Annotated in this window: 16 protein-coding genes; 9 read left to right on the forward strand and 7 right to left on the reverse strand. The window is 66.5% G+C overall.

All coding sequences use genetic code 11. From position 1 onward, the window contains the following. Nucleotides 1-113: 113 nt before the first annotated feature. Nucleotides 114-242 carry a hypothetical protein gene (locus tag OCH239_RS23705; protein WP_280110346.1) on the forward strand — a complete coding sequence of 43 codons (129 nt, stop codon included), beginning with the start codon at nt 114-116 and terminating at the stop codon, nt 240-242. A 588-nt stretch (nt 243-830) separates the two neighbouring features. Here OCH239_RS23705 and OCH239_RS06145 read toward each other — a convergent pair. The 6 genes from OCH239_RS06145 to OCH239_RS06170 all read right to left on the reverse strand — a co-directional run bounded on the left by OCH239_RS06145 (nt 831) and on the right by OCH239_RS06170 (nt 7,609). Continuing rightward, nucleotides 831-1,241 (reverse strand): hypothetical protein, encoded by a 411-nt coding sequence (locus tag OCH239_RS06145; protein WP_037259995.1) that lies wholly within the window; start codon nt 1,239-1,241, stop codon nt 831-833. Between the two features lie 458 nt (nt 1,242-1,699). Beyond that, the gene (locus OCH239_RS06150; RefSeq protein ID WP_037259997.1) at nt 1,700-2,257 is read right to left on the reverse strand and encodes a PqiC family protein; all 558 of its coding nucleotides are present in this window, start codon (nt 2,255-2,257) and stop codon (nt 1,700-1,702) included. Between the two features lie 5 nt (nt 2,258-2,262). Further along, a complete protein-coding gene (locus OCH239_RS06155; RefSeq protein WP_051489329.1) occupies nt 2,263-5,094 on the reverse strand; it encodes an MlaD family protein in 2,832 nt (943 codons plus the stop codon). Then, nucleotides 5,091-5,741, reverse strand: coding sequence for a paraquat-inducible protein A (locus tag OCH239_RS06160; RefSeq protein WP_051489330.1), 651 nt, complete (start codon nt 5,739-5,741; stop codon nt 5,091-5,093). The genes OCH239_RS06155 and OCH239_RS06160 overlap by 4 nt, the downstream gene beginning before the upstream one ends. After that, nucleotides 5,705-6,361 carry a paraquat-inducible protein A gene (locus OCH239_RS06165; RefSeq protein ID WP_037259999.1) on the reverse strand — a complete coding sequence of 219 codons (657 nt, stop codon included), beginning with the start codon at nt 6,359-6,361 and terminating at the stop codon, nt 5,705-5,707. Before OCH239_RS06165 ends, OCH239_RS06160 begins: the two co-directional genes overlap by 37 nt. Before the next feature lie 165 nt (nt 6,362-6,526). Continuing rightward, complete coding sequence (locus OCH239_RS06170; protein ID WP_037260001.1) at nt 6,527-7,609, reverse strand: Gfo/Idh/MocA family protein; 1,083 nt, start codon at nt 7,607-7,609, stop codon at nt 6,527-6,529. A 140-nt stretch (nt 7,610-7,749) separates the two neighbouring features. Here OCH239_RS06170 and OCH239_RS06175 point away from each other — a divergent pair, with 140 nt between their 5' ends. The 8 genes from OCH239_RS06175 to OCH239_RS06210 all read left to right on the forward strand — a co-directional run bounded on the left by OCH239_RS06175 (nt 7,750) and on the right by OCH239_RS06210 (nt 16,088). Next, entirely contained in the window at nt 7,750-8,907 is a 1,158-nt protein-coding gene (locus OCH239_RS06175) for an LLM class flavin-dependent oxidoreductase (RefSeq protein WP_037260003.1), read from the forward strand. Further along, on the forward strand, nt 8,904-9,800 hold the full coding sequence (locus tag OCH239_RS06180) for an aldo/keto reductase (protein ID WP_037260005.1): 897 nt from the start codon (nt 8,904-8,906) through the stop codon (nt 9,798-9,800). Before OCH239_RS06175 ends, OCH239_RS06180 begins: the two co-directional genes overlap by 4 nt. Before the next feature lie 13 nt (nt 9,801-9,813). Continuing rightward, nucleotides 9,814-10,323 carry a flavin reductase family protein gene (locus tag OCH239_RS06185; protein ID WP_037260397.1) on the forward strand — a complete coding sequence of 170 codons (510 nt, stop codon included), beginning with the start codon at nt 9,814-9,816 and terminating at the stop codon, nt 10,321-10,323. Between the two features lie 72 nt (nt 10,324-10,395). Continuing rightward, nucleotides 10,396-10,983 carry a TRAP transporter small permease gene (locus tag OCH239_RS06190; protein WP_037260007.1) on the forward strand — a complete coding sequence of 196 codons (588 nt, stop codon included), beginning with the start codon at nt 10,396-10,398 and terminating at the stop codon, nt 10,981-10,983. Between the two features lies 1 nt (nt 10,984). After that, entirely contained in the window at nt 10,985-12,460 is a 1,476-nt protein-coding gene (locus OCH239_RS06195; protein WP_037260009.1) for a TRAP transporter large permease, read from the forward strand. A gap of 25 nt (nt 12,461-12,485) precedes the next feature. Continuing rightward, nucleotides 12,486-13,547, forward strand: coding sequence for a TRAP transporter substrate-binding protein (locus OCH239_RS06200; RefSeq protein ID WP_037260010.1), 1,062 nt, complete (start codon nt 12,486-12,488; stop codon nt 13,545-13,547). Nucleotides 13,548-13,829: 282 nt separating this feature from the next. Next, on the forward strand, nt 13,830-14,843 hold the full coding sequence (locus tag OCH239_RS06205; protein WP_037260012.1) for a YeiH family protein: 1,014 nt from the start codon (nt 13,830-13,832) through the stop codon (nt 14,841-14,843). A 99-nt stretch (nt 14,844-14,942) separates the two neighbouring features. Next, the gene (locus tag OCH239_RS06210; RefSeq protein ID WP_037260014.1) at nt 14,943-16,088 is read left to right on the forward strand and encodes a WD40/YVTN/BNR-like repeat-containing protein; all 1,146 of its coding nucleotides are present in this window, start codon (nt 14,943-14,945) and stop codon (nt 16,086-16,088) included. Between the two features lie 10 nt (nt 16,089-16,098). On the opposite strand, the gene OCH239_RS06215 is transcribed toward OCH239_RS06210, so the two are convergent. Then, nucleotides 16,099-19,554, reverse strand: coding sequence for a chromosome segregation SMC family protein (locus OCH239_RS06215; RefSeq protein WP_037260016.1), 3,456 nt, complete (start codon nt 19,552-19,554; stop codon nt 16,099-16,101).

A 19,554-nucleotide genomic window follows, 5' to 3' on the forward strand; every position in this document is an offset into this window, starting at 1 on the left:
CCGATTGACAGACAGCGCTTGAGACTCTTGCGGTCTCCGCACTGGCGCTCAACACTGCAAATCGACCGAAAATTTCTGGATCAACGCGGCCCTAATCCAGGGGGAAGGTCACCATGAACCAGCCATTCGCGGCGTATCGCAGAAGCGGTCAGTTGGCGAAGATTGGCATCGCGAAGCTGCCTTATACCGGCCATGTTTCAATCGTTGTGAAGGGCCTCAAAGGAATGAAGCGCCGAAACTGAAATATACGAGATGTCAGCGCTGACGGTCTGAAGCCAAAAGCCGGTCACACCGGACTCAGGTCTCGAGTGCGTCTCGCAGCCGGTAGTATTCGATCGCCGCACCGCCATAGATCGGATCGAGACAGAGCCATTCATGCGGTCCGCCAATTATTGATACACTTGGCACCAGCTGCGGATGTCGAGTTCTACTCGTCCTCAAGGGCTGTTGGCATAGCGACCGTTCGTGTATCTCACCCAGAGCCACACATCCGGCGCGTGCTGTCGAAATCGCTTTAACCGTGCTAAGTCAAGTCGGATATCCCGCCCAAAAGACCGACACCCCGACGTCAGAGCTCGTCTCGTTGCCGGAGCATTCACGACAGCAACTGCTCGACGAGAGTTCCGATGCGCTTTACCGGGAAACATTCCCTGATGGTTTCCGAAGCTTGCGTGGTACCGTCGATCCAGACATAGATCTGGACATATAAGCCTGTTTGGCTTGGTTCGTTATCGAGCACGCCACGCTCGTGGTTTTGATGACGCCACGCAGACAGGACGAAGACCGATGAAGTATTCAAGTCCGGTTGATTTACTTAATTGAGCATGCCCTCATCCGGTACCGGCCAAGGGAAGGCACTCCAAGCCATGCTCTTCGGACATTCTAAGGATGGCAGCCGTCATCTGCATGGCGCGGATTGCTGCGAGAACCTCTTCTCCAAACCGGTCGTCTCCGATGTAGCCTCGGAAGTACTGGTAGTGGTGCGTCTCCTCATGGTTGTAGTATGGGTTATTGAAAACGCCTAACTTGTGTTTGGCGATGAATGGATCGAGGAGGCCATACCAGAGTGTTGTGAACGTCCCGTCCATGGTGAGGTACACGTGCAGGCGCCATGCGTCGGGATCTCGGAGATCGAGATCGTCCAGACGGCGCTCGAACCAGATCAGATCGCCGGGTCCCTTGATGTTCAGCTTTCTAAACTTGTGTCGCTCGGGTTCGAACCGGCTGTTGAAGGCTTGCACGTCCTGTTACATCCCGTGCTCTTACCAGAACGCACCGGGCGTCCAATCGCGTTGATGCCGCTGGTCCATGTTCCGCCGCATTGAACCCCATTCTACCAGATTACTCGATGGTATGAGCTAATGATCGCTTTCAGGCAGTGCAGTACCTGATCCGTCCTTGCGTCTTTGGTACCTGAAATACGTGGTGTGAAAATTATGCGAGAACTCAGCGGAAAATTATGAGCGCTGAGCAACGGTAAGTAATTGGTTCTTCTGGTGTCACTTAAAAAATATGGGCTCGCATACAAGCTCTATAGGCGAGCCCATATTTTTGCGTGGCGCGCGTAACTTTCGCGCCGCGAAAAGGCTTTTAGATCAGCGCTATTCTGTCTTCACAGTATCCCTCACGTCGCCCGAGGGATACGGCTGTTTTAGAAAGAGACGTTTCGAACTCTACGCCTTTCGCGCTTCGAGGCTGGTCAGAGGCCTCGCCGTGCGATCTGCTCGGCGAGTTGGGTGACAGCTGCGCTCCTTGCCTGCGCGATCGCGGCGGCGGAGGGCTCTTCCGGCAGCGGGACCTCGATCGCGAAGGCTCCTGACCGGTTACGTCCCCCCTCGTCCGGCGCGACGAAGAACTGCCCCGAGAGGCGGAACTGGCCGGCGCCGGTCGCCAGCATGTCCTCGAGGCGGACATCGACCTTGGCAGAGGCATAGTCGCGGAAAGGCCATGGCTCGGGAGCGGTTTGCGCACCGGTGATGGCGCCGATGTCGCGCGAGAGCTGCAAGGTCATCGCCCGCGCCGGATCGTCTGCCCAGAGTGGTCCGAGCGGTGTGATCGCGCCGCCGGGCTCTGCCACGAAGATGTCCTCGGACGCGGCATAGGTCGGGAGCTGCACCTCCACGATCTCGAGCGTCTGATAGGCCGAGGCGACGCGCGCGGTGGGCGCCGAGGGCGGTGTCGCGAAGCGGATGTCGCCCCCGCCGCAGGCGCCGAGAAGGGTGAGCGCCAGGGCGGCGCAGAATGTCTTGGTCGTCATGTCGGTCACCGTCCCAGGATCAGCGAATTGGGGTTGCGTTCGATCGTGTTCGCGAGGCGTTCAACCGCCTCCGCGGCCTCGTTGACCTGCCGGATGGCGGCCTGCGTGTCGCGTGTGAAGGGCGCGTTCTCTCCATAGGTGCCGAGCGTCGCGCCCGCCTGATCGGCCAGGGTCTGCAGCTGCGCCGAGAGGGCCGGGAGCGTCCGGCTGGCTTCCTCGATCGCCCGCGCTGCGTCGCGCGCGGAGGCGAGCGTCGCGTTGGCGTTCTCGACCAGCCCGCCCTCGCGCAGCTCGGTCAGCGTTGCCTGCAGATCGGCCAGCGCCGCGTTGAGCTCGCCAGGCAGCGCGCGCGTGCTCTCCTGATCGATGAAGGCGTTGGTCGAGGCGACGAGGTCGGACACCTGATCGGCCAGCACCTCGATCTGCACCTCACCGGCGTTCTCGACGATGCCGCGCGCCTCCTCGACGATGTCCGGCAGGCCTTGCGCCGCTGCCTCGACGTCTTCGACAGCGCGGATCACCTTGCCGACGGCATCCTCGGTTTGGATCTGCGCAAGCAGATCGTTCAGCGTCGTGCTGGCGCCCTGCAGCTCGGTCACAAGGCCGCCCACCTGCGTCGGCAGACCCTGCACCTCCTCGCTGTCGACCACGCCGCGGGCCGAGGACAGGATGCCCCGGAGCTCGGTCGGCACGCCTTGCACATCTTCGCTCGCGATCAGGGTCTCGGTCTCGGTCAGAAGCGTCTCGGCGGCGCGCAGGAGGTCCGACACCTGCGCCGAGATCGCCTCGAACGGGACGTCCCCGGCCTCGCTCACGACCGAGCGCGCCTCGTCGAGAAGGAGCGGAAGACGGTCGGTGGCCTCGCCGATCGAGGCGACGGCCTGCTGCAGCGTCTGCACCGTCCCTTCCTCCTCGACCTGCGTGACGACCCGGTTGAGCGAGGCGCTGGTGGCCTGCAGCTCGTTCAGAAGCGCGGTCACTTCGCTCGGCAGCTGCTGCGCCTCGTCACTGCCGAGGAGGCCGCGGGCAGACGCCAGAAGGCCGCGCACATCCGAAGGCACACCCTGGACGTCCTCGCTGGCGATCAGCGTCCCGGTCTCGTTCAGGACTGTGCGGGCGGAGGTCAGGAGGGTCGAGATCTGGTCCGAGAGGTCCTGCAGCGGCACGGAATTGGCGTTCTCCACAAGCGATTGCGCTTCGGTCAGCAGACCCGGCAGGGTCTCGGCCGCGGTACCGACGGTGGCGATGGCCTGGGTCAACTCGCCGATTGTGTCTTCTTCCTGCAGGCGGGCGACGATGGCGTTCAGGCTGTCGGAGGTCTCCTGAAGATCCGCGATCAATGCAGAGACCTGGTCGGGGATACCCTGGGTCTCCTGGCTTTCGGCAATGCCGCGTACGGCGGACAGGATGCCGCGCAGCTCGCCGGGCGTGTCCTGCAGGTCCTGATTGCCGATCAGCGTGGTGGCCTGATTCATCAGGCCGATGGCCGATTGCATGACCTCCTCGATCGGCAGATCGGAGACGCGCTGGAGCGCCCCCTGCGCCGTGGCGGTCACATCGGTAATCTGCGCATCGGCTGTGGGGATCAGCGGGTAGGGCTCTCCGCTCCGGTCGACCGTGGCGGTTTCGGCGTCGTCGACTTCCGCCAGCTCCACCTTGAGCCCGCCGGTCAGGATCGAGGCGTTTGTCAGCCGGGCGCGCAGCCCCTCCGCGATCCGCCCGTCGAGGTAGTCGAAGAGCGTCTCGGCACTGGCGCCTTCGGCCAATCCGATCCGTCCGGGGTTGAGCCGTGCGGTGACGAGCAGGCGCACCTCGCTGTCGCCGAAGCGTTCCTCGTCCACGATGCCGGTCAGGCTTGCGACGTCGCCGACCCGGAGACCGCCGAGTTCCACCGCCGCCCCGGTCGAGAGGCCGGAGATGTTCTCGAAGACCATCGCGACATCCACTGTCGCGCCGTCGCCTTCCACGAGGAAGTCCTCGCGGGCGCTGTCCTCGTCGGGGAAGAGCTCGTATTCGGCGCCACGTGTCAGCGGCTCGCCGCCCGAGGAAAGCGTCTCGAAGGTGACGCCGCCGGAGATGAGCGAGGCGAAGGAACTGAAGTTCAGCCGTGCCCCGGAGGCGCCGAGAGAGAAGGAGAAGCCCGAAATGTCCCAGAACCGCGTCTGGGTGGTCACGAGGTCGGCATAGTCCGAATAGATCACCGCGTCAGCGCGCACGCCGGCGCCGCCCGCCTCGATCTCGGCCGCGTCGACCATGCCGACCTCGACGCCCTTGTAGATAATCGGAGTCTTCGAGGTGGGCAGTCCGTCCTCGGACGCCAGCTCGAACTCGATCCCGTCGGCCTCATTGCCGATCAGGGGTTCTGCGGCGAGCCCGTCGAACCGGCTTGCCCGCGTGCCCGGCTCGCTGTCCCACGCGCCCTCGATGTAGACGCCCGACAGGACCGTATCGAGGCCCGAGACCCCGCGCGCCGAGACTTCGGGGCGGACGACCCAGAAGCGCGCGTCCTGGTCGATATACTCGGCGATGTCCTGCTCCACGCGGACCGACACGACGACCTGGCCGAGGCCGTTCTCGAAACCGACGTCCTCGACGATGCCAACGCCGATGTCGCGGTAGCGCAGCTCGGTCTCGTCGGCGGTGATGCCGGCGGCGTTCTCGAAGGCGATCTCGATCACAGGACCGCGTCCCGAGTAGTTCCGCCACGCGGCAAAGAGCGCGATGGCGAGGGCGATGATCGGGATCAGCCAGATGATCGAGACCTTGTCCCAGATGCTGCGCCGCTCCTCCTCGAGAGGCACGTCGCCCGGCTGTCGGTCTGTGTTTTGGTCCGTCACGTGGTTCTATCCCGTCTGTTTCGTCTGGCTGTGTCCCAGATGAGCCTTGAATCGAAGCTCTGCGCGGAAAGCATCGTGAATACAACCGACAGCGCGAAGGTGAGCGCCGCCGGGCCCGGCTGGATCGACGCCACCGAGGAGAGCTGCACGAGCGCCGACAGGATCGCCACGACGAAGACGTCGATCATCGACCAGCGCCCGATGAATTCGACCACCTCATAGAGATGCTGGCGTTTCTGGGGAGCGACGTGGCTGCCTCGCCGGGCCGATATCGCAAGAAAGGCGATTGCGAGGAATTTGCCGATCGGAATGAGCACGCTTGCGATGAGGATGATGGCGGCGATGCCATAGGCGCCGTGGGAGGCGATCTCGACAGCGCCCCCGACGATGGTGCTCGAGGTTTCCTGCATCAGCGTGTCGGTCACCAGCATCGGATAGAGGTTGGCCGGAATGTAGCAGGTCAGTCCCGCGACCCACCATGCCCACACCCGCTGAAGGCTGCCGGTGTCGCGCGACTGCAACCTGGCGCCGCAGCGTTCGCAGCGGTCGTGGTCCGGCGTCCAGACGCGGGCGCAGGCGCGACAGGCCACCAGTCCCGCCTCCCGGGCGGTCAGCCGCGGTTCTTCGGAGTTTCCAGGGATTTCCATACCGACCAGGTGCAGAGGTAGTTGTCGTTGAAGAGGACGATCACGACGAGGACCGAGAACATCCAGAATGCGGGGCCGAAGCCGATTTGCGCGAGGTCCGCGACCTTAACCAGAGCAACGGCGCAGCCGATGGCGAAGATCTCGGCCATCGCCCAGGGCTTGAGCTCCTGGCTCCAGCGGAAGGCGCGGCGCGCCTGCGCGAACGGCTGACGGTCGAAGACGATGGGCGTCAGCACGTAGAGGATGAGCAGCATCCGGATCAGCGGCACGATCACGATCATCGCGGCCGTCCCGAGGCCGAGCGCGGCCATCGGCCCCGAGCTGAATGCGGTCGCCGCATCAAGGATCGAGGCGCTGTTGCCGAGGCCGAGCCGATGGATGTCGAGAAACGGGAAGAACATCGCCGAGACAACAAGGATCAGCACGGCCAGCGTCAGGGCGATGATCCTGAGACCCGCCTTGCGCTTCGGCGCGATCAGAACGGTGTGGCACCGGTCGCACACCGCACGCCCACCCGTCTCCGGCATGCGCGCGACATAAAGCGCATCGCAGGACGGGCAGGCTATCAGGTCCTCGAGCGGGCGTCCGAAGGCGGAGTGTATGTGCTGCGTGTCGGGCATTGCGATCCGTGGCTCAAACCCGAACGAGTGTTCAGGCTATGGGACGGGAAGTCCAGTCTTGGCAGACTGCGCACCCCGGGGGGAACGCATCTCCGCTGCATGGACTGACCCCGGACCAGCTACGTAGGATCGAGCGCCCGAGTTTCACCCAGGGAGCACGTTCTTCTAGAGTAGGACTGCTTGTCCCGTCCGGGCGGATTCCTGCGCGGCAAGGCCCATCGCCACCGCCCTGGCGCCGTCCTCAAGCGTGACCTCGACCTTTCCCTGCCCCTGCAGCACGTTCAGGAACCGCTGATGCTGATAGAAGGTCGAGCCGTTGTGATCGCCCGCCTCGAGCAGCGTCGGGTCTACCGGCACGTCGAGGATCTGTTCGCCCTTCGGGTTCCTCGGGGACAGGACGAGTTGGGGCACTGGCGCGGGACCAAGCCCTTCCGGCCAGAAGCGTGTCGGGCCGGGGACGAGCGCCTCGATCTTGCCCGACGGGCCGACGGCGCTCAGGTGCTCCTGATAGCGCGAACCTTCGGCGAACATGCAGAGCTCGAGCATCGCCCGGGCGCCGTTGTCGAAGTCCACGATGACGTAGCCGTTGTCCCAGATGTCGGGACGGTTGCCCTGATATTCCTCGGCGGCATGGTTCACGTCCCCCGCGGCGGAGGCCATGACGCGCACCGGCTCGGCGCGCAGGATCAGGCGCATCAGGTCGAAGAAATGGCAGCACTTCTCGACGAGCGTGCCGCCCGAGGTGGCGTTGAACCGGTTCCAGGCCCCGACCTTGTCGAGGAAGGGAAAGCGGTGTTCGCGCACGGTCAGCATCTTGATGCCGCCCGTCGCTTCCTCGGCGCGATCGACCATCATCGCGATGGGGGGCATGTAGCGGTATTCCATCGCCACCCAGATCGGCGCGGGGTAGTCTCTGGAGAGCTTTGCCACCCGCTCGGCCTGCTCGGACGTCGTGAAGAGCGGTTTTTCCACCAGCATCGGCAGCGGTCGGCGTGCAGCGATCTGCTCCATCTGGTCGACATGAACGTGGTTCGGCGAGGCGATCAGCAGGCAATCGAGCGCATTGCGTTCGAGGATCTCGTCGATGGATCCGACCATCGCGGCCTCGGGGGCGAGCCCTTTTGCGCCATTGGCCATGACCGGGTCCGGTTCGAAGATCGCCTCGACCCGCGCGTCACCCAAAAGATGGATGTTTCGGATGTGCTCCTGGCCCATCATGCCCGCGCCGATGATGCCGTAGTTGATCATGCCTGCCTCTCGCGTCGCCTCTGGCCGTGGCCCCGGGGACCGCGACTCGGGAAAATTGATACAGCATTGATGCACATCAAGGACGATGCTACGCAAGGGGCAATCCGGCGACATCCGGAGATTCGCGAAGAGGGAGAGCCATGTCCGTCGTACCCGTCACATCCGCCGATCTGGACGCAGCCGAAGTGTCGTGGTTCGCCGCTCTCTGCTCGGACGATTACCAGTTCCTCGGCGTGCCCGAGGGTCATCTGCGCTCGAGCTGGGAGCATTGCTCGTCGATCCTCAAGGAGGCCGAGAAGCAGGGCTTCCGCAATATTCTCTGCCCCTCGTCCTATCAGGTCGGGCAGGACGTTCTGTCCTTCGTCGCGGCTGGCGGGCAGGTCACGAGCGATATCAACATGCTGGCGGCGATCCGCTGCGGCGAGATGCAGCCGATCATGCTCGCCCGGACCATCGCGACGATCGACCACATGATGAAGGGGCGGCTGACGCTCAACATCATCTCGTCGGACTTTCCCGGAGAGAAGGCCGACAGCGCCTTCCGTTACCAGCGCTCGCGCGAGGTCGTCGAGATCCTCAAGCAGGCCTGGACGCAGGACGAGATCAATTACGAGGGCGAGGTCTACACCTTCAAGAACCTCTGGACCGATCCCGCCAAGCCCTACCAGCAGAACGGCGGCCCGCTTCTTTATTTCGGCGGCTACAGCCCCCATGCGCTGGAACTCTGCGGGCAGCATTGCGACGTCTACCTGATGTGGCCCGAACCCGAGGAACAACTCGCGCAGCGGATGCGCGACGTGAACGCGGTGGCCGAGCGCTACGGGCGAACGCTGGATTACGGTCTGCGGGTGCACATGATCGTGCGCGACACCGAGCAAGAGGCCCGCGAATATGCCGATTACATCGTCTCCAAGCTCGACGACGAACTGGGCCAGCTGATCCGCGAGCGGTCGCACGACGCCTCGTCCCTCGGGGTCAGCCACCAGGCGCGGGCGCGCGAGCTCGCGGACCAATACGGATATGTCGAACCGGGCCTCTGGACGGGCGTCGGTCGGGCCCGTTCGGGCTGCGGCGCGGCCCTTGTCGGGTCGGTCGATCAGGTCATGTCCAAGATCGAACGCTACAAGGAAATGGGCATCCGGGCCTTCATCTTCTCGGGCTATCCGCATCTGGACGAGTGCAGACACTTCGGTGAGAAGGTGCTGCCGAACCTCAAGACATGCTCGCTGCCGCACGCATACGGGCGGGTGCCGAGCGAAACCCCGGCCACCCCGCTGGGAGAAGGAGAGCGCAAGTGACCGTCAGCCGGATCAACCTCGCAGACGATCTCGACCTCAGCCGCATCGTCTACGGCATGTGGCGCCTGTCGGACGACAGCGACACCAGCCCCGAGCACGTGCGCGCCAAGATCGAGGCCTGCCTCGCGCAGGGCATCACGACGATGGACCAGGCCGACATCTATGGCGGCTACGAGGCCGAAGAGGTGCTGGGCCGGGCGCTGACCGGGACCGACCTGCGCGAGCGGATCGAGATCGTCACGAAATGCGACATCGTCGCCCCGGTGGGTCGCTATGCCTCCAAGCGCGTCAAGCACTACGACACCTCCGCGGGACATATCGAAAGCTCCATCGACCATTCGCTGCAGCTGATGGGGATCGAGCAGATCGATCTGCTGCTGGTCCACCGTCCCGATCCACTCATGGATCACCACGAGACCGGCGCGGCCCTCGATGCCGCCGTGGCGTCCGGCAAGGTTCGGCATGTGGGTGTGTCGAACTTCAAGGCGAACGACTGGACGCTGCTGCAATCGGCGATGAAGTCTCCGCTCGTCACCAACCAGATCGAGCTGTCCCTCATGGCGCACGAGGGCTTCACCAACGGCGATGTCGCCTTCCTGCAGGAACGGGGCGTCAAGCCGATGGCTTGGTCGCCGCTCGGCGGTGGCGAGATCTTCGCGAACGACCGGTCCGAGCTGCGGGTCAAGCTCGACGCGATTGCGGCAGAGCACGGCGTCGATACCGCTGCGGTGGCGGTCGCGTGGCTTCTCAAGCACCCCTCGGGCATCCTGCCGGTCATGGGCACGAACAACGTCGAGCGCATCAAGGCTCTGGCGGACGCGGAAAAAGTGTCACTGGACCGTGAGAGCTGGTTCGAGCTTTATACCCTTGCGCTGGGGCACGAGGTGCCGTGACATGGACGGTGGCATGAGCATGGCGGAACAGCAGACCTTCGAGCCCGGCCCGGACAACCAGCGCGACTTTCGTGACGCGCTGGGTCGGTTCGCGACGGGTGTGACCATCGTCACGACGCAGACGCAGGACGGGCCGATCGCCATTGCGGCGAACAGCTTCGCCTCGCTGTCGATGGAGCCGCCGCTCGTGCTCTGGTCCCCGGCGAAGGCCTCGAAAAGGTTCGGCTATTTTGCCGACGCGCAGCATTTCGCCATCCACGTCCTCGCTGCGGATCAGGCCGCGCTCTGCTCCGAGGTGGCCAAGGATGCGCGACGCTTCCGGCCCGGCGATCTGGCGGAGAACGAGAAGGGCGTGCCGCTCATCGATACGGCGCTTGCGCATTTCGAATGCTCTCGCGAGGCGGTGCATGACGGCGGAGACCACGTCATTGTCGTCGGCCGGGTCGAACGCGTGCGCATGCGCGCAGGCGAGCCGCTCCTGTTTGTCGGCGGGCAGTACGGAGCCTTCCAGGCGCTGAGTTGACGTACGACACCCGCGGCGCATGCGGGGACCAAGCGACGGAGGACCCGCAAGCCGCGGGAGGGGGAGGAGAAAATGGGACTCGTGCGCGGCCTGCTCGTGCCGTTCGAGCTCTGGAACGACTGGGTGCTCGCGCTCGGCCGGTGGCTCGCGCTGCTGGCGCTGGCGGTCATGGTGATCGTGACGCTGTCGCAGGTGTTTTTCCGCTATGTTCTCAATAACGCGTTGCCCTGGCCCGACGAGGCGGCGCGGTTCTGCATGCTCTGGATGACCGGCCTTGCAGCGCCGACGGCGTTCCGCCGCGGCGGGTTCGTCGCCATCGACATGCTCCACCGCTTCGTCCCACGCACGGCGACGCACGTGCTGGTGCTCGTCCTGCTCGCGATGTCGCTGACCGTGATCGTTATGGGGGTGAGCCTCGGCTACGACCATGTGAACAGCGGGTGGCTCTTCAACTCGTCCTCGCTGCGCGTGCCGATGGACCTCTTCGGCGGCGAGACGATCCGGATCAAGCTCGCCTGGATGTACATGTCGGTTTTCGTCGGCATGGTCCTGCTTTTGATCGTCAACGTGGAGCTGATCCTGCGCCAGATCGTGACGCTCGCGGGCGAGGCGGCGACGCTGAAGGTCATCGATCCCGCAGAGCTGCCGGAGGCCGAATAACATGCTGGTCTGGTTCCTCCCGGTCTTCCTCGTCCTCCTGCTGATCGGCCTTCCGGTCTTCTTTGCACTGCTCTTCGCGCCGGGGGCGTTGCTCTGGCTGAACGGTCAGGAGCGCGACCTCGCGCTGCTTTATCGCAACCTCTACAACGGGATGGACAGTTTCCCGCTGATGGCGCTGCCGTTCTTCCTGCTCGCCGGCGAGATCATGAACCGCGGCGGCATCACCGAGCGGCTGGTGCAATTCAGCCAGGCCTTCATGGGCCACCTGCGCGGCGGACTCGCACATGTGAACATCCTCTCGTCGATCCTTTTCGCGGGCCTCTCTGGCTCCGCGGTTGCGGACACGTCCGCGCTCGGCTCGACGCTCATCCCGGCGATGGAGAAGCAGGGCTATACCCGCCGCTTCGCCGCCGCGATCACCGCGGCCTCGTCGGTCATCGGCCCGATCATCCCGCCCTCGGGCATCATGATCATCTATGCCTACGTGATGGGCCAGTCGGTGGCCGCGCTGTTCCTTGCGGGCATCGTGCCGGGCATCCTCGTCGGGATCGGTCTCATGTTGATGGTCCGGCTGCTGGCCGACCGCTACGACCTGCCGAAGGCCGAGCGCATCGTCGAGAAGGGCGCGGCGATCTCACCCACGGAATACTGGGTCAGCTTTGTTCTCCTGCGGCTCAATTTTGCGGGCGTCTTCTACATGCTGACGTGGCTTCTGCCCGAGGGCTGGGGCGCGGGGGGATGGCCGGTCTTCATTGCCATGCTGATCCCGGCGCATTTCCTCCTGATGGCCTATCGCCGCCGGGCGAGCCCGGATTTCCGTACGGTCTGCAAGAAGGCGGTCGCGCCGCTGCAGACGCCGATCATCATCCTTGGCGGCATCCTGATCGGGGTGTTCACGCCGACCGAAGCCGCTGCGATCGCAGTCATTTACGCGCTCATCGTGTCCTTCGGGGTGCTGCGGGTCATCACGGTGGTCGACCTTGCCGACGTGCTGCGCCGCTCGGCGATCGCGTCGGCGACCGTGCTGCTGCTCGTCGGGGCGGCGGTCAGCTTCAAGACGGTGGTCTCGCTCAGCCACGCGCCCGAGATGATGGCGGATTTCATCCTGAACCTGTCCGAGAACCCGTTGATATTGCTGTTCCTCATCAACGTGCTGCTCTTTGCGGTGGGCATGTTCCTCGATGCGGGGCCGGCGATCATCATCCTCGGACCGATCCTCGGGCCGGTCTTCACCGGGCTCGGGGTCGATCCGGTGCACTTCGCGATCATCATGAGCGTGAACCTGACCGTGGGGCTCGCAACGCCGCCGATGGGGCTGGTGCTCTTCGTCGCCTCGAGCGTATCCGGAGAGAGGGTCGAGACGATCTCCAAGGCGATCCTGCCGTTCCTCGCGGTGGAGATCCTGGTGATCTTCCTGATCACATATTTCCCCGCTATTTCGATGACTATTCCGAGGCTTACGGGCTTCGTGAACTGATTTCAGCAACCAGGGAGGCCAGACAATGCTGAAGAACACCCTTACGGCCCTCGCGGCCACGGCGATGATCGCCGGGAGCGCCACAGTGGCGAGCGCGCAGGAATACACCATCCGCGCGACCGCGAACTCGAACGAGAACGACGAGGATTACGACGGCCTCGTGGTCTTCAAGAACTATGTCGAGCAGGCGTCGAACGGGGCGATCGAGGTCGAACTCTTCATCGGCACGCAGCTCTGCTCGAACGGAACGGAGTGCCTGCAGGGCATCGCCGACGGATCGATCGACGTGTTCGTCACGACGTCGGGCGGCGCGGCGGGAATTTTTCCGTATGTTCAGGTGTTTGACCTTCCGTACCTGATGCGCTCGGACCGTGTCGCCGAGGCGGTGCTGACCGAGACCGACTTCACCCGCACGCTGCGCGATCTCGCGCTCGAGGCGTCGGGCGACCAGATCCGGATCATGACCATCGGCAATACCGGCGGCTGGCGCAACTTTGCCAACACTCAGAAAACAGTGGCAAATCCGTCCGACCTCGAGGGCATGAAGATGCGCACCGTGGTCGCGGACCTGCCGCAGGAGCTGGTGAAGACGCTTGGTGCGTCGCCGACGCCGATCCCGTGGCCGGAGCTCTTCACCTCACTGCAGACCGGCGTGGTGGACGGCACCAAGAACGGCATCACCGACATCATGAACATGAAGTTCCCCGATGCCGGCCTGAAGTACCTCACGCTCGACGGGCATGCCTACATGGCGGCGATCTGGGTGATGAACAACGAGAAGTTCATGTCCATGCCCGAGGACATGCGCCGCGTTGTCGTCAATGGTTTTAAGGAGTTGCAGCAGGCGACCTTCGCCTCGCCGAAGCGCAAGTCGATCTCGGCCTACGAGGAGTTCGCGGAGGCCGGCGGCGAGGTCTACGTGCCGACGCCCGAGGAGCGGCAGGCGTTCCAGGATGCCGTGCAGCCGGTCTACGAGTGGTTCGCCTCGAACGTCGACAACGGCGAGGAGGTGCTCGGGGCGCTGCGCGAGGCGGTTGCGCAGGTCGAGGAGGACATCGACGCGGATATCGCTGCGGACATCCAGTAAGGCGCGCGGCGGGCCGGGTTTCGTACGAAATGTAAGAAATCCGGCCCGTTTCGTACCGAATTTTCGCCAAAAACGGGTGAGGACGTCACCGGACGTGATCCGCCCGAGAGACCTCCGGCACGGGACGTGCTTCGGTGCCGGGGCAGACCGAACAGACGAGCTGCAGCCCAGAGGTTGCGATCGCGCCCCCCGGCACCGGGCGCATGCTTCAGCAGACATACACCTTCCTTCAGACCGACCGATCCGGCCGGACAGCCGACCTTCGTCCACAGGAGACCGACCATGAGCCCCGACACGTTCCGACCCGCGACGCTCCGCCAGACCTTCGACCGGGTCTTTCCGGGGCTCGCGGTGGCGGCGCTCGTGGCGATCTGCGCGCAGTTCCTCGCGGACCATTACGGCGCGCCGGCGATGCTGATGGCGATCCTCCTCGGCATCGCGCTGCACTTCCTGTCGGAGGAGGGACGTTCGGCCGAGGGGATCGAGATCGCGGCGAAGAAGGTGCTGCGGATCGGTGTCGCGCTGCTCGGCGTGCGGATCTCGGTCGATCTGCTGGTCGAGCTCGGGCCGGCCTTCGTCGGGCTGACGATCCTCGGCGTGGCGGCGACGATCGGGATGGCGCTGCTGGTCGCGCCGCTCTTCGGACGCAGGTCACGCTTTGCCTTCCTGACCGGCGGCTCGGTTGCGATCTGCGGCGCGTCGGCGGCCATGGCCATCGCCGCGGTGCTGCCGAAGTCGGAGCGGTCGGAGCAGGACCTCGTCTTCACGGTCGTGGGGGTGACGGTGCTCTCGACCGTGGCGATGATCGTCTACCCGATGATCGCCGCCGCCGCCGGGTTCGATCCCACGGTGACGGGGGTCTTCCTCGGCGGGACGATCCACGACGTCGCGCAGGTGGTGGGCGCGGGCTATTCGGTGTCGGACGAGACGGGGGACGTCGCGACGCTGGTGAAGCTCATCCGCGTGAGCCTGCTCGCGCCGGTGGTGCTGATCGCGGCGATGATCCTGCGCGCGAAGGGCGCGACCGGGGCGGAGCGGCCGCCGCTCCTGCCGGGCTTTGTCATCGGTTTCCTGATCCTCGCGACGCTCAATTCCCTGCACCTCATCCCGGAGATCGTGCGGGACGTCGTGAACGACGTCTCCCGCTGGGCGCTGCTGACGGCGATCGCGGCGGTGGGGATGAAGACGTCGATCCCGCAGCTTCTGCTGGTGGGGCGCACCGCGATCCTGATGCTGGTGGCCGAGACCGTGTTCCTCGGCGCGCTGGTGCTGACGGGGGCGGCGCTGCTGACCTGACGCCTTCGGCGGAAGCGCGCCGCGCGCCCGAACTTCCCCGCACTTTCGCCGGAGCCTCCGTGCTAAAGTGTCGCAGGCTCCTGCGGAAAGGATGGGGTGATGACGACGGTTCTGGTGGGCACCACGAAAGGCGCGTTCCTGATCGACGGGGGCGGCGCGCGGACGTCATGGACATTGCGCGGGCCGTTCTGCGACGGCTGGCGGATCAATCACTTGGCGGGCGACGCGGGCAGCGGCGCGATCTGGGCGGCGGGCGGCGACGAGTTCAGCGGGGCGGGCGTCTGGCGGTCGGGCGACGGGGGCGCAAGCTGGACGCTCTCGAAACTGTCCAACGGGCAGTTCGACGACTGGCTGCGGAACGATCCCGACATGGCGAAGCATATGGGCCGCGAGGCGGACCCGCCCGCGCCCTTCACCGGGACGCTCGATGCGCTCTGGTCGCTGAAGCGGGTGGGCGGCGCGCTCTATGCCGGGGGCAAACCCGCGCAGCTTTACCGGAGCGACGATGACGGCGAAAGCTGGGTGCGGAACGACGCGCTCGCGGAGTTTCCCGGCCGCGAGGAGTGGAACCCCGGCGCGGCGGGACTGACGCTGCACACGATCGTGGCCGTGCCGGAGGCGCCGGAGCGGATGTGGCTCGGCATCTCGGCCGCGGGCGTCTTCGCCACCGAAGATGGCGGCGAGACGTGGGAGAGGCGGAACCGCCGGTCGAACGTCGCCGCGCCCCTCGATCATCTGGCGGGCGGCAGCGCCGACGAGATCGGGCATTGCGTGCACAACATGATGCGGGCGGCGGGACAGGGGGATCTGCTATACCAGCAGAACCACCACGGGGTGTTCCGGTCGCGCGACGGCGGGCGGAGCTGGGACGACATGAGTGCGGGCCTGCCCTCGGCCTTCGGGTTCCCGGTCGTCGTGCATCCGCGCGATGAGGGCACGGTCTGGGTTCTGCCGCTCAACGGCGACACCGAAGGGCGCTATCCGCCGGACGCTTCTGCGGCGGTGTGGCGATCGACCGATGGCGGCGAGACTTGGGGTCCGCAGCGGGAGGGGCTGCCGCAGGAGAACTGCTTTTTCACCGTGCTGCGTCAGGCGATGGCGCGGGACGAGGGCGAGCCGGCGGGGGTCTATTTCGGGACAAACACGGGCTCTCTCTTCGCCTCGGTGGACGAGGGGGAGAGCTGGTCCGAGATCGCCCGCCACATGCCGTGCATCCTCGGGGTCGAGGTGATGGAGGCGGGCTGAGCGGCGGGGGTCAGGCGACCATCTTCTCGGCGCGCTTGAGGTCGACCGAGACGAGCTGGCTGACGCCCTGCTCCTGCATCGTCACGCCGAAGAGCCGGTCCATCCGCGCCATCGTCACCGCGTGGTGGGTGATGATGAGGAAGCGCGTGTCGGTCTGGCGGCACATCTCGTCGAGCATGTCGCAGAAGCGGGTGACGTTGGCGTCGTCGAGCGGGGCGTCGACCTCGTCGAGCACGCAGATCGGCGCGGGGTTGGCGAGGAACACCGCGAAGATGAGGGCGAGCGCAGTCAGGGTCTGCTCTCCGCCCGAGAGGAGCGAGAGGACCTGAAGCTTCTTGCCCGGCGGCTGGCACATGATCTCGAGCCCGGCATCGAGCGGATCGTCGCTCTCGACCATGACGAGGTTGGCCTCGCCGCCGTTGAAGAGGTGCGTGAAGAGCAGGCGGAAGTTCGTGTTCACCTGCTCGAAGGCGGTCAGCAGGCGCTCGCGTCCCTCGCGGTTGAGGCTGGCGATGCCGGAGCGCAGCGTCTTCACCGCCTCTTCGAGGTCGGTCTTTTCCGTGACGAGCTGGTCGTGCTCTTCCTGGACCTCGCGGGCGTCCTCCTCGGCGCGCAGGTTGACCGCGCCGAGCGCGTCGCGCTGGCGCTTGAGCTGGTTGACCTTGGCCTCGATGCGCTCGGCGTCGTCGAGGGCGTCCGGGTCGATGTCGAGGCGTTCGAGCAGCTTCTCGGGCGTCGTCTCCTGCTCCTCGTCGATGCGTTCGGCGGCGGCGGCGACGGCTTCGTCGGCGGCCTCGGCGCGGGCCTCCGCGCGGGCGCGGGCCTCGCGGGCCTCGGAGGCGAGACGCTCGGTGTCGCGTTCCTGCGCCACGGTCTCGCGGAGAGCGGTTTCGGCGGCGGCGAGCGTGTCGGCTGCGGCGCGGCGGCGCTCCTCGGCGGTCTCGATCTCGGCGCTGAGGTGCTCGCGCCGCTCGGCGAGTTCCTCGGGCTTCTCGGCGGCGGTTTCGAGCTGGTCCTCGGCCTCTTCGCGGCGGGCGTCGAGTTCGCCGGTGCGGGCGCGGGCGGTCTCGAGCCGATGACGCCAGCTCGCGAGATCCTTGGTGACCTTCTGCTGTCGCGCATGGCGGGCCTCGCCCTCGCGGCGGAGCTCGTCATGGGCGGAGCGGCGGGCCATCATGGTCATCCGCGCGGCCTCGACCGTCATGCGGACGTCCTCGAGCTCGGCGCGGGCGCCGTCGAGGTCGGGCAGCTCGGCGACGGTGTCCTCGGCGAGGGCCACCGCCTCGCGGGCGTCTGCGGCCTCGTCGGCGGTGCGGGTGACGGCGAGGCGGGCACTTTCGAGCTTGCCCTCGGCCATGTCGCGGTCGGCCTCGGCGCGGCTGGCGGCGCGGGCGGTCTCGGCGACGCGGCGGTCGGCCTCGCGGCGGGCCTCTCGGGCGGCCTTGTCGGCAAGGGAGAGGTCGGCGAGCTGCGACGAGAGCGACTCGTGAGTGTCGCGGGCGGCGCCCAGCCTGGCCTCGGCGGCATCGGTCTCGGACTTGAGGGCGCTCAGCCGGTTGATCTGTTCGAGCCGGAGCGCGGCGGCGGAGGGCATGTCCTCCGCCCGGGCGCGGTAGCCGTCCCAGCGCCAGAGGTCGCCCTCGGCGCTGACGAGGCGCTGGCCGGGCTTGAGGGAGGGCTGCAGGCGGGCGCCGTCCGAGGCCGTGACGAGGCCGATCTGCGACATGCGGCGGACGAGGACGGCGGGGACGTCCACGTGATCCGTCAGCGGCGTCGCGCCGTCCGGGAGGGGTTGGCCTACGTCGTAGGCGGGCAGGACGGTCCAGCCGGAGGGGCCGTCGGCGGCGACCTCGGGCGCGCGGAGATCGTCGGCGAGGGCGGCGCCGAGGGCCTTCTCGTAGCCGCGGGCGACCTGCAGGCGGTCGAGGATCTGCTCGCCTTCGGAGCTGTCCCGGTCGAGGAGGCGCGCGAGGGCGTCGCGCTCGGCGCGGAGCGCGCTCGCCTCTCCTTCGGCCTCGCTGCGGGCCGCGCGGGCCTCGCCCTCGCGGGTCTGGGTGTCCGCAAGTGCGGCCTCGGCCTCGGTCAGTGCCTCCTCGGCTTCGGCGGCGGCCTCGCGGGCGGCTTCGGCCTGTTCCTCGGCGGCATCGCGGGCCTCTTCGGCCTCGGCGCGGCGGGATTCGGTCTCCTGCGCGGCGGCGGCAGCCTTTTGGGCCTCGGCGGCGCTGCGCTCTGCGGTCTTCTTCGCGTCGGCCAGCGCGCGGTGCGCCGATTGGTGGCGGGCGGAGAGGCGGGCGAGGTCCTCGGTCTGCTCGGAGAGGGCCGCTTCGCGGTCCTCGAGGACGGAGGCGGCCTCGCGGGCGGCTTCGGAGGCCTCGGCGAGGCGGTCTTCGTGGCCGTCGCCGGCCTCGGCCAGCTCCTGCGCCTCGTCCTCGAGCGCGGCGATGGTCTCCCCGGCGTCGCGGTCGAGGCCGCCCTCGCGCTCGATGTCCTGCACGAGGCGGGCGATCTGTGACTTCAGCGCCTCGATGGCCTGACGGGCGCGCTCTTCCTCGGCCACCAGCGTGTCGCGCTCGACGGTGATGCGCTGGAGAAGGGCGACGGCGATAGCCTCTTCCTCGCGCAGGGGCGGCAGCGCTTCCTCGCGGCTTTCGCGCAAGGTCGCGGCCTCGCGGGCGGCGCGTTCGGCCTGGGCGGCGGCGTTGACCGCCTCGCGCAGGGCGGCGCGGGCGGCGGCGCGGGCAAGATCGGCGTCGCGCCAGCGCCGGTAGAGCAATTGCCCTTCGGCGGCGCGCAGATCGGTGCCGATGGCGCGATAGCGGGCGGCCTGCCGGGCCTGCTTGGCGAGGGAGGAGAGCTGCGAGGCGAGCCCTTCGACCACGTCGTCGACGCGGGTGAGATTGGCCTCGGTGTTCTTGAGCTTGAGTTCGGCCTCGTGGCGGCGCTGGTAGAGACCGCCGATCCCGGCGGCGTCCTCGAGCACGCGGCGGCGCGATTTCGGCTTGGCGTTGATCAGCTCGGAGATCTGGCCCTGCCGCACGAGCGCGGGCGAATGCGAGCCGGTGGAGGCGTCGGCGAAGAGCATCTGCACGTCGCGGGCGCGCACCTCCTTGCCGTTCACGCGGTAGGCGGAGCCCACGTCGCGGGTGATGCGGCGGGTGATGTCGAGGTGATCGGTGTCGTTGAAGCCGGCGGGCGCGACGCGGTCGGAATTGTCGATCGAGAGCGAGACCTCGGCGTAGTTCCGCGCGGGCCGCGAGGAGGCGCCGGCGAAGATCACGTCCTCCATCCCGCCGCCGCGCATCGCGGTCGGGCGGTTTTCGCCCATGACCCAGCGCAGACCTTCGAGCAGGTTCGACTTGCCGCAGCCGTTCGGGCCGACGACGCCCGTCAGCCCGTCCTGGATGAGGAGGTCCGTCGGATCGACAAAGCTCTTGAAACCCGTGAGGCGCAGCCTCGAGAAGCGCAT

This window comes from Roseivivax halodurans JCM 10272 (assembly GCF_000521785.1).
Classification (GTDB): domain Bacteria; phylum Pseudomonadota; class Alphaproteobacteria; order Rhodobacterales; family Rhodobacteraceae; genus Roseivivax; species Roseivivax halodurans.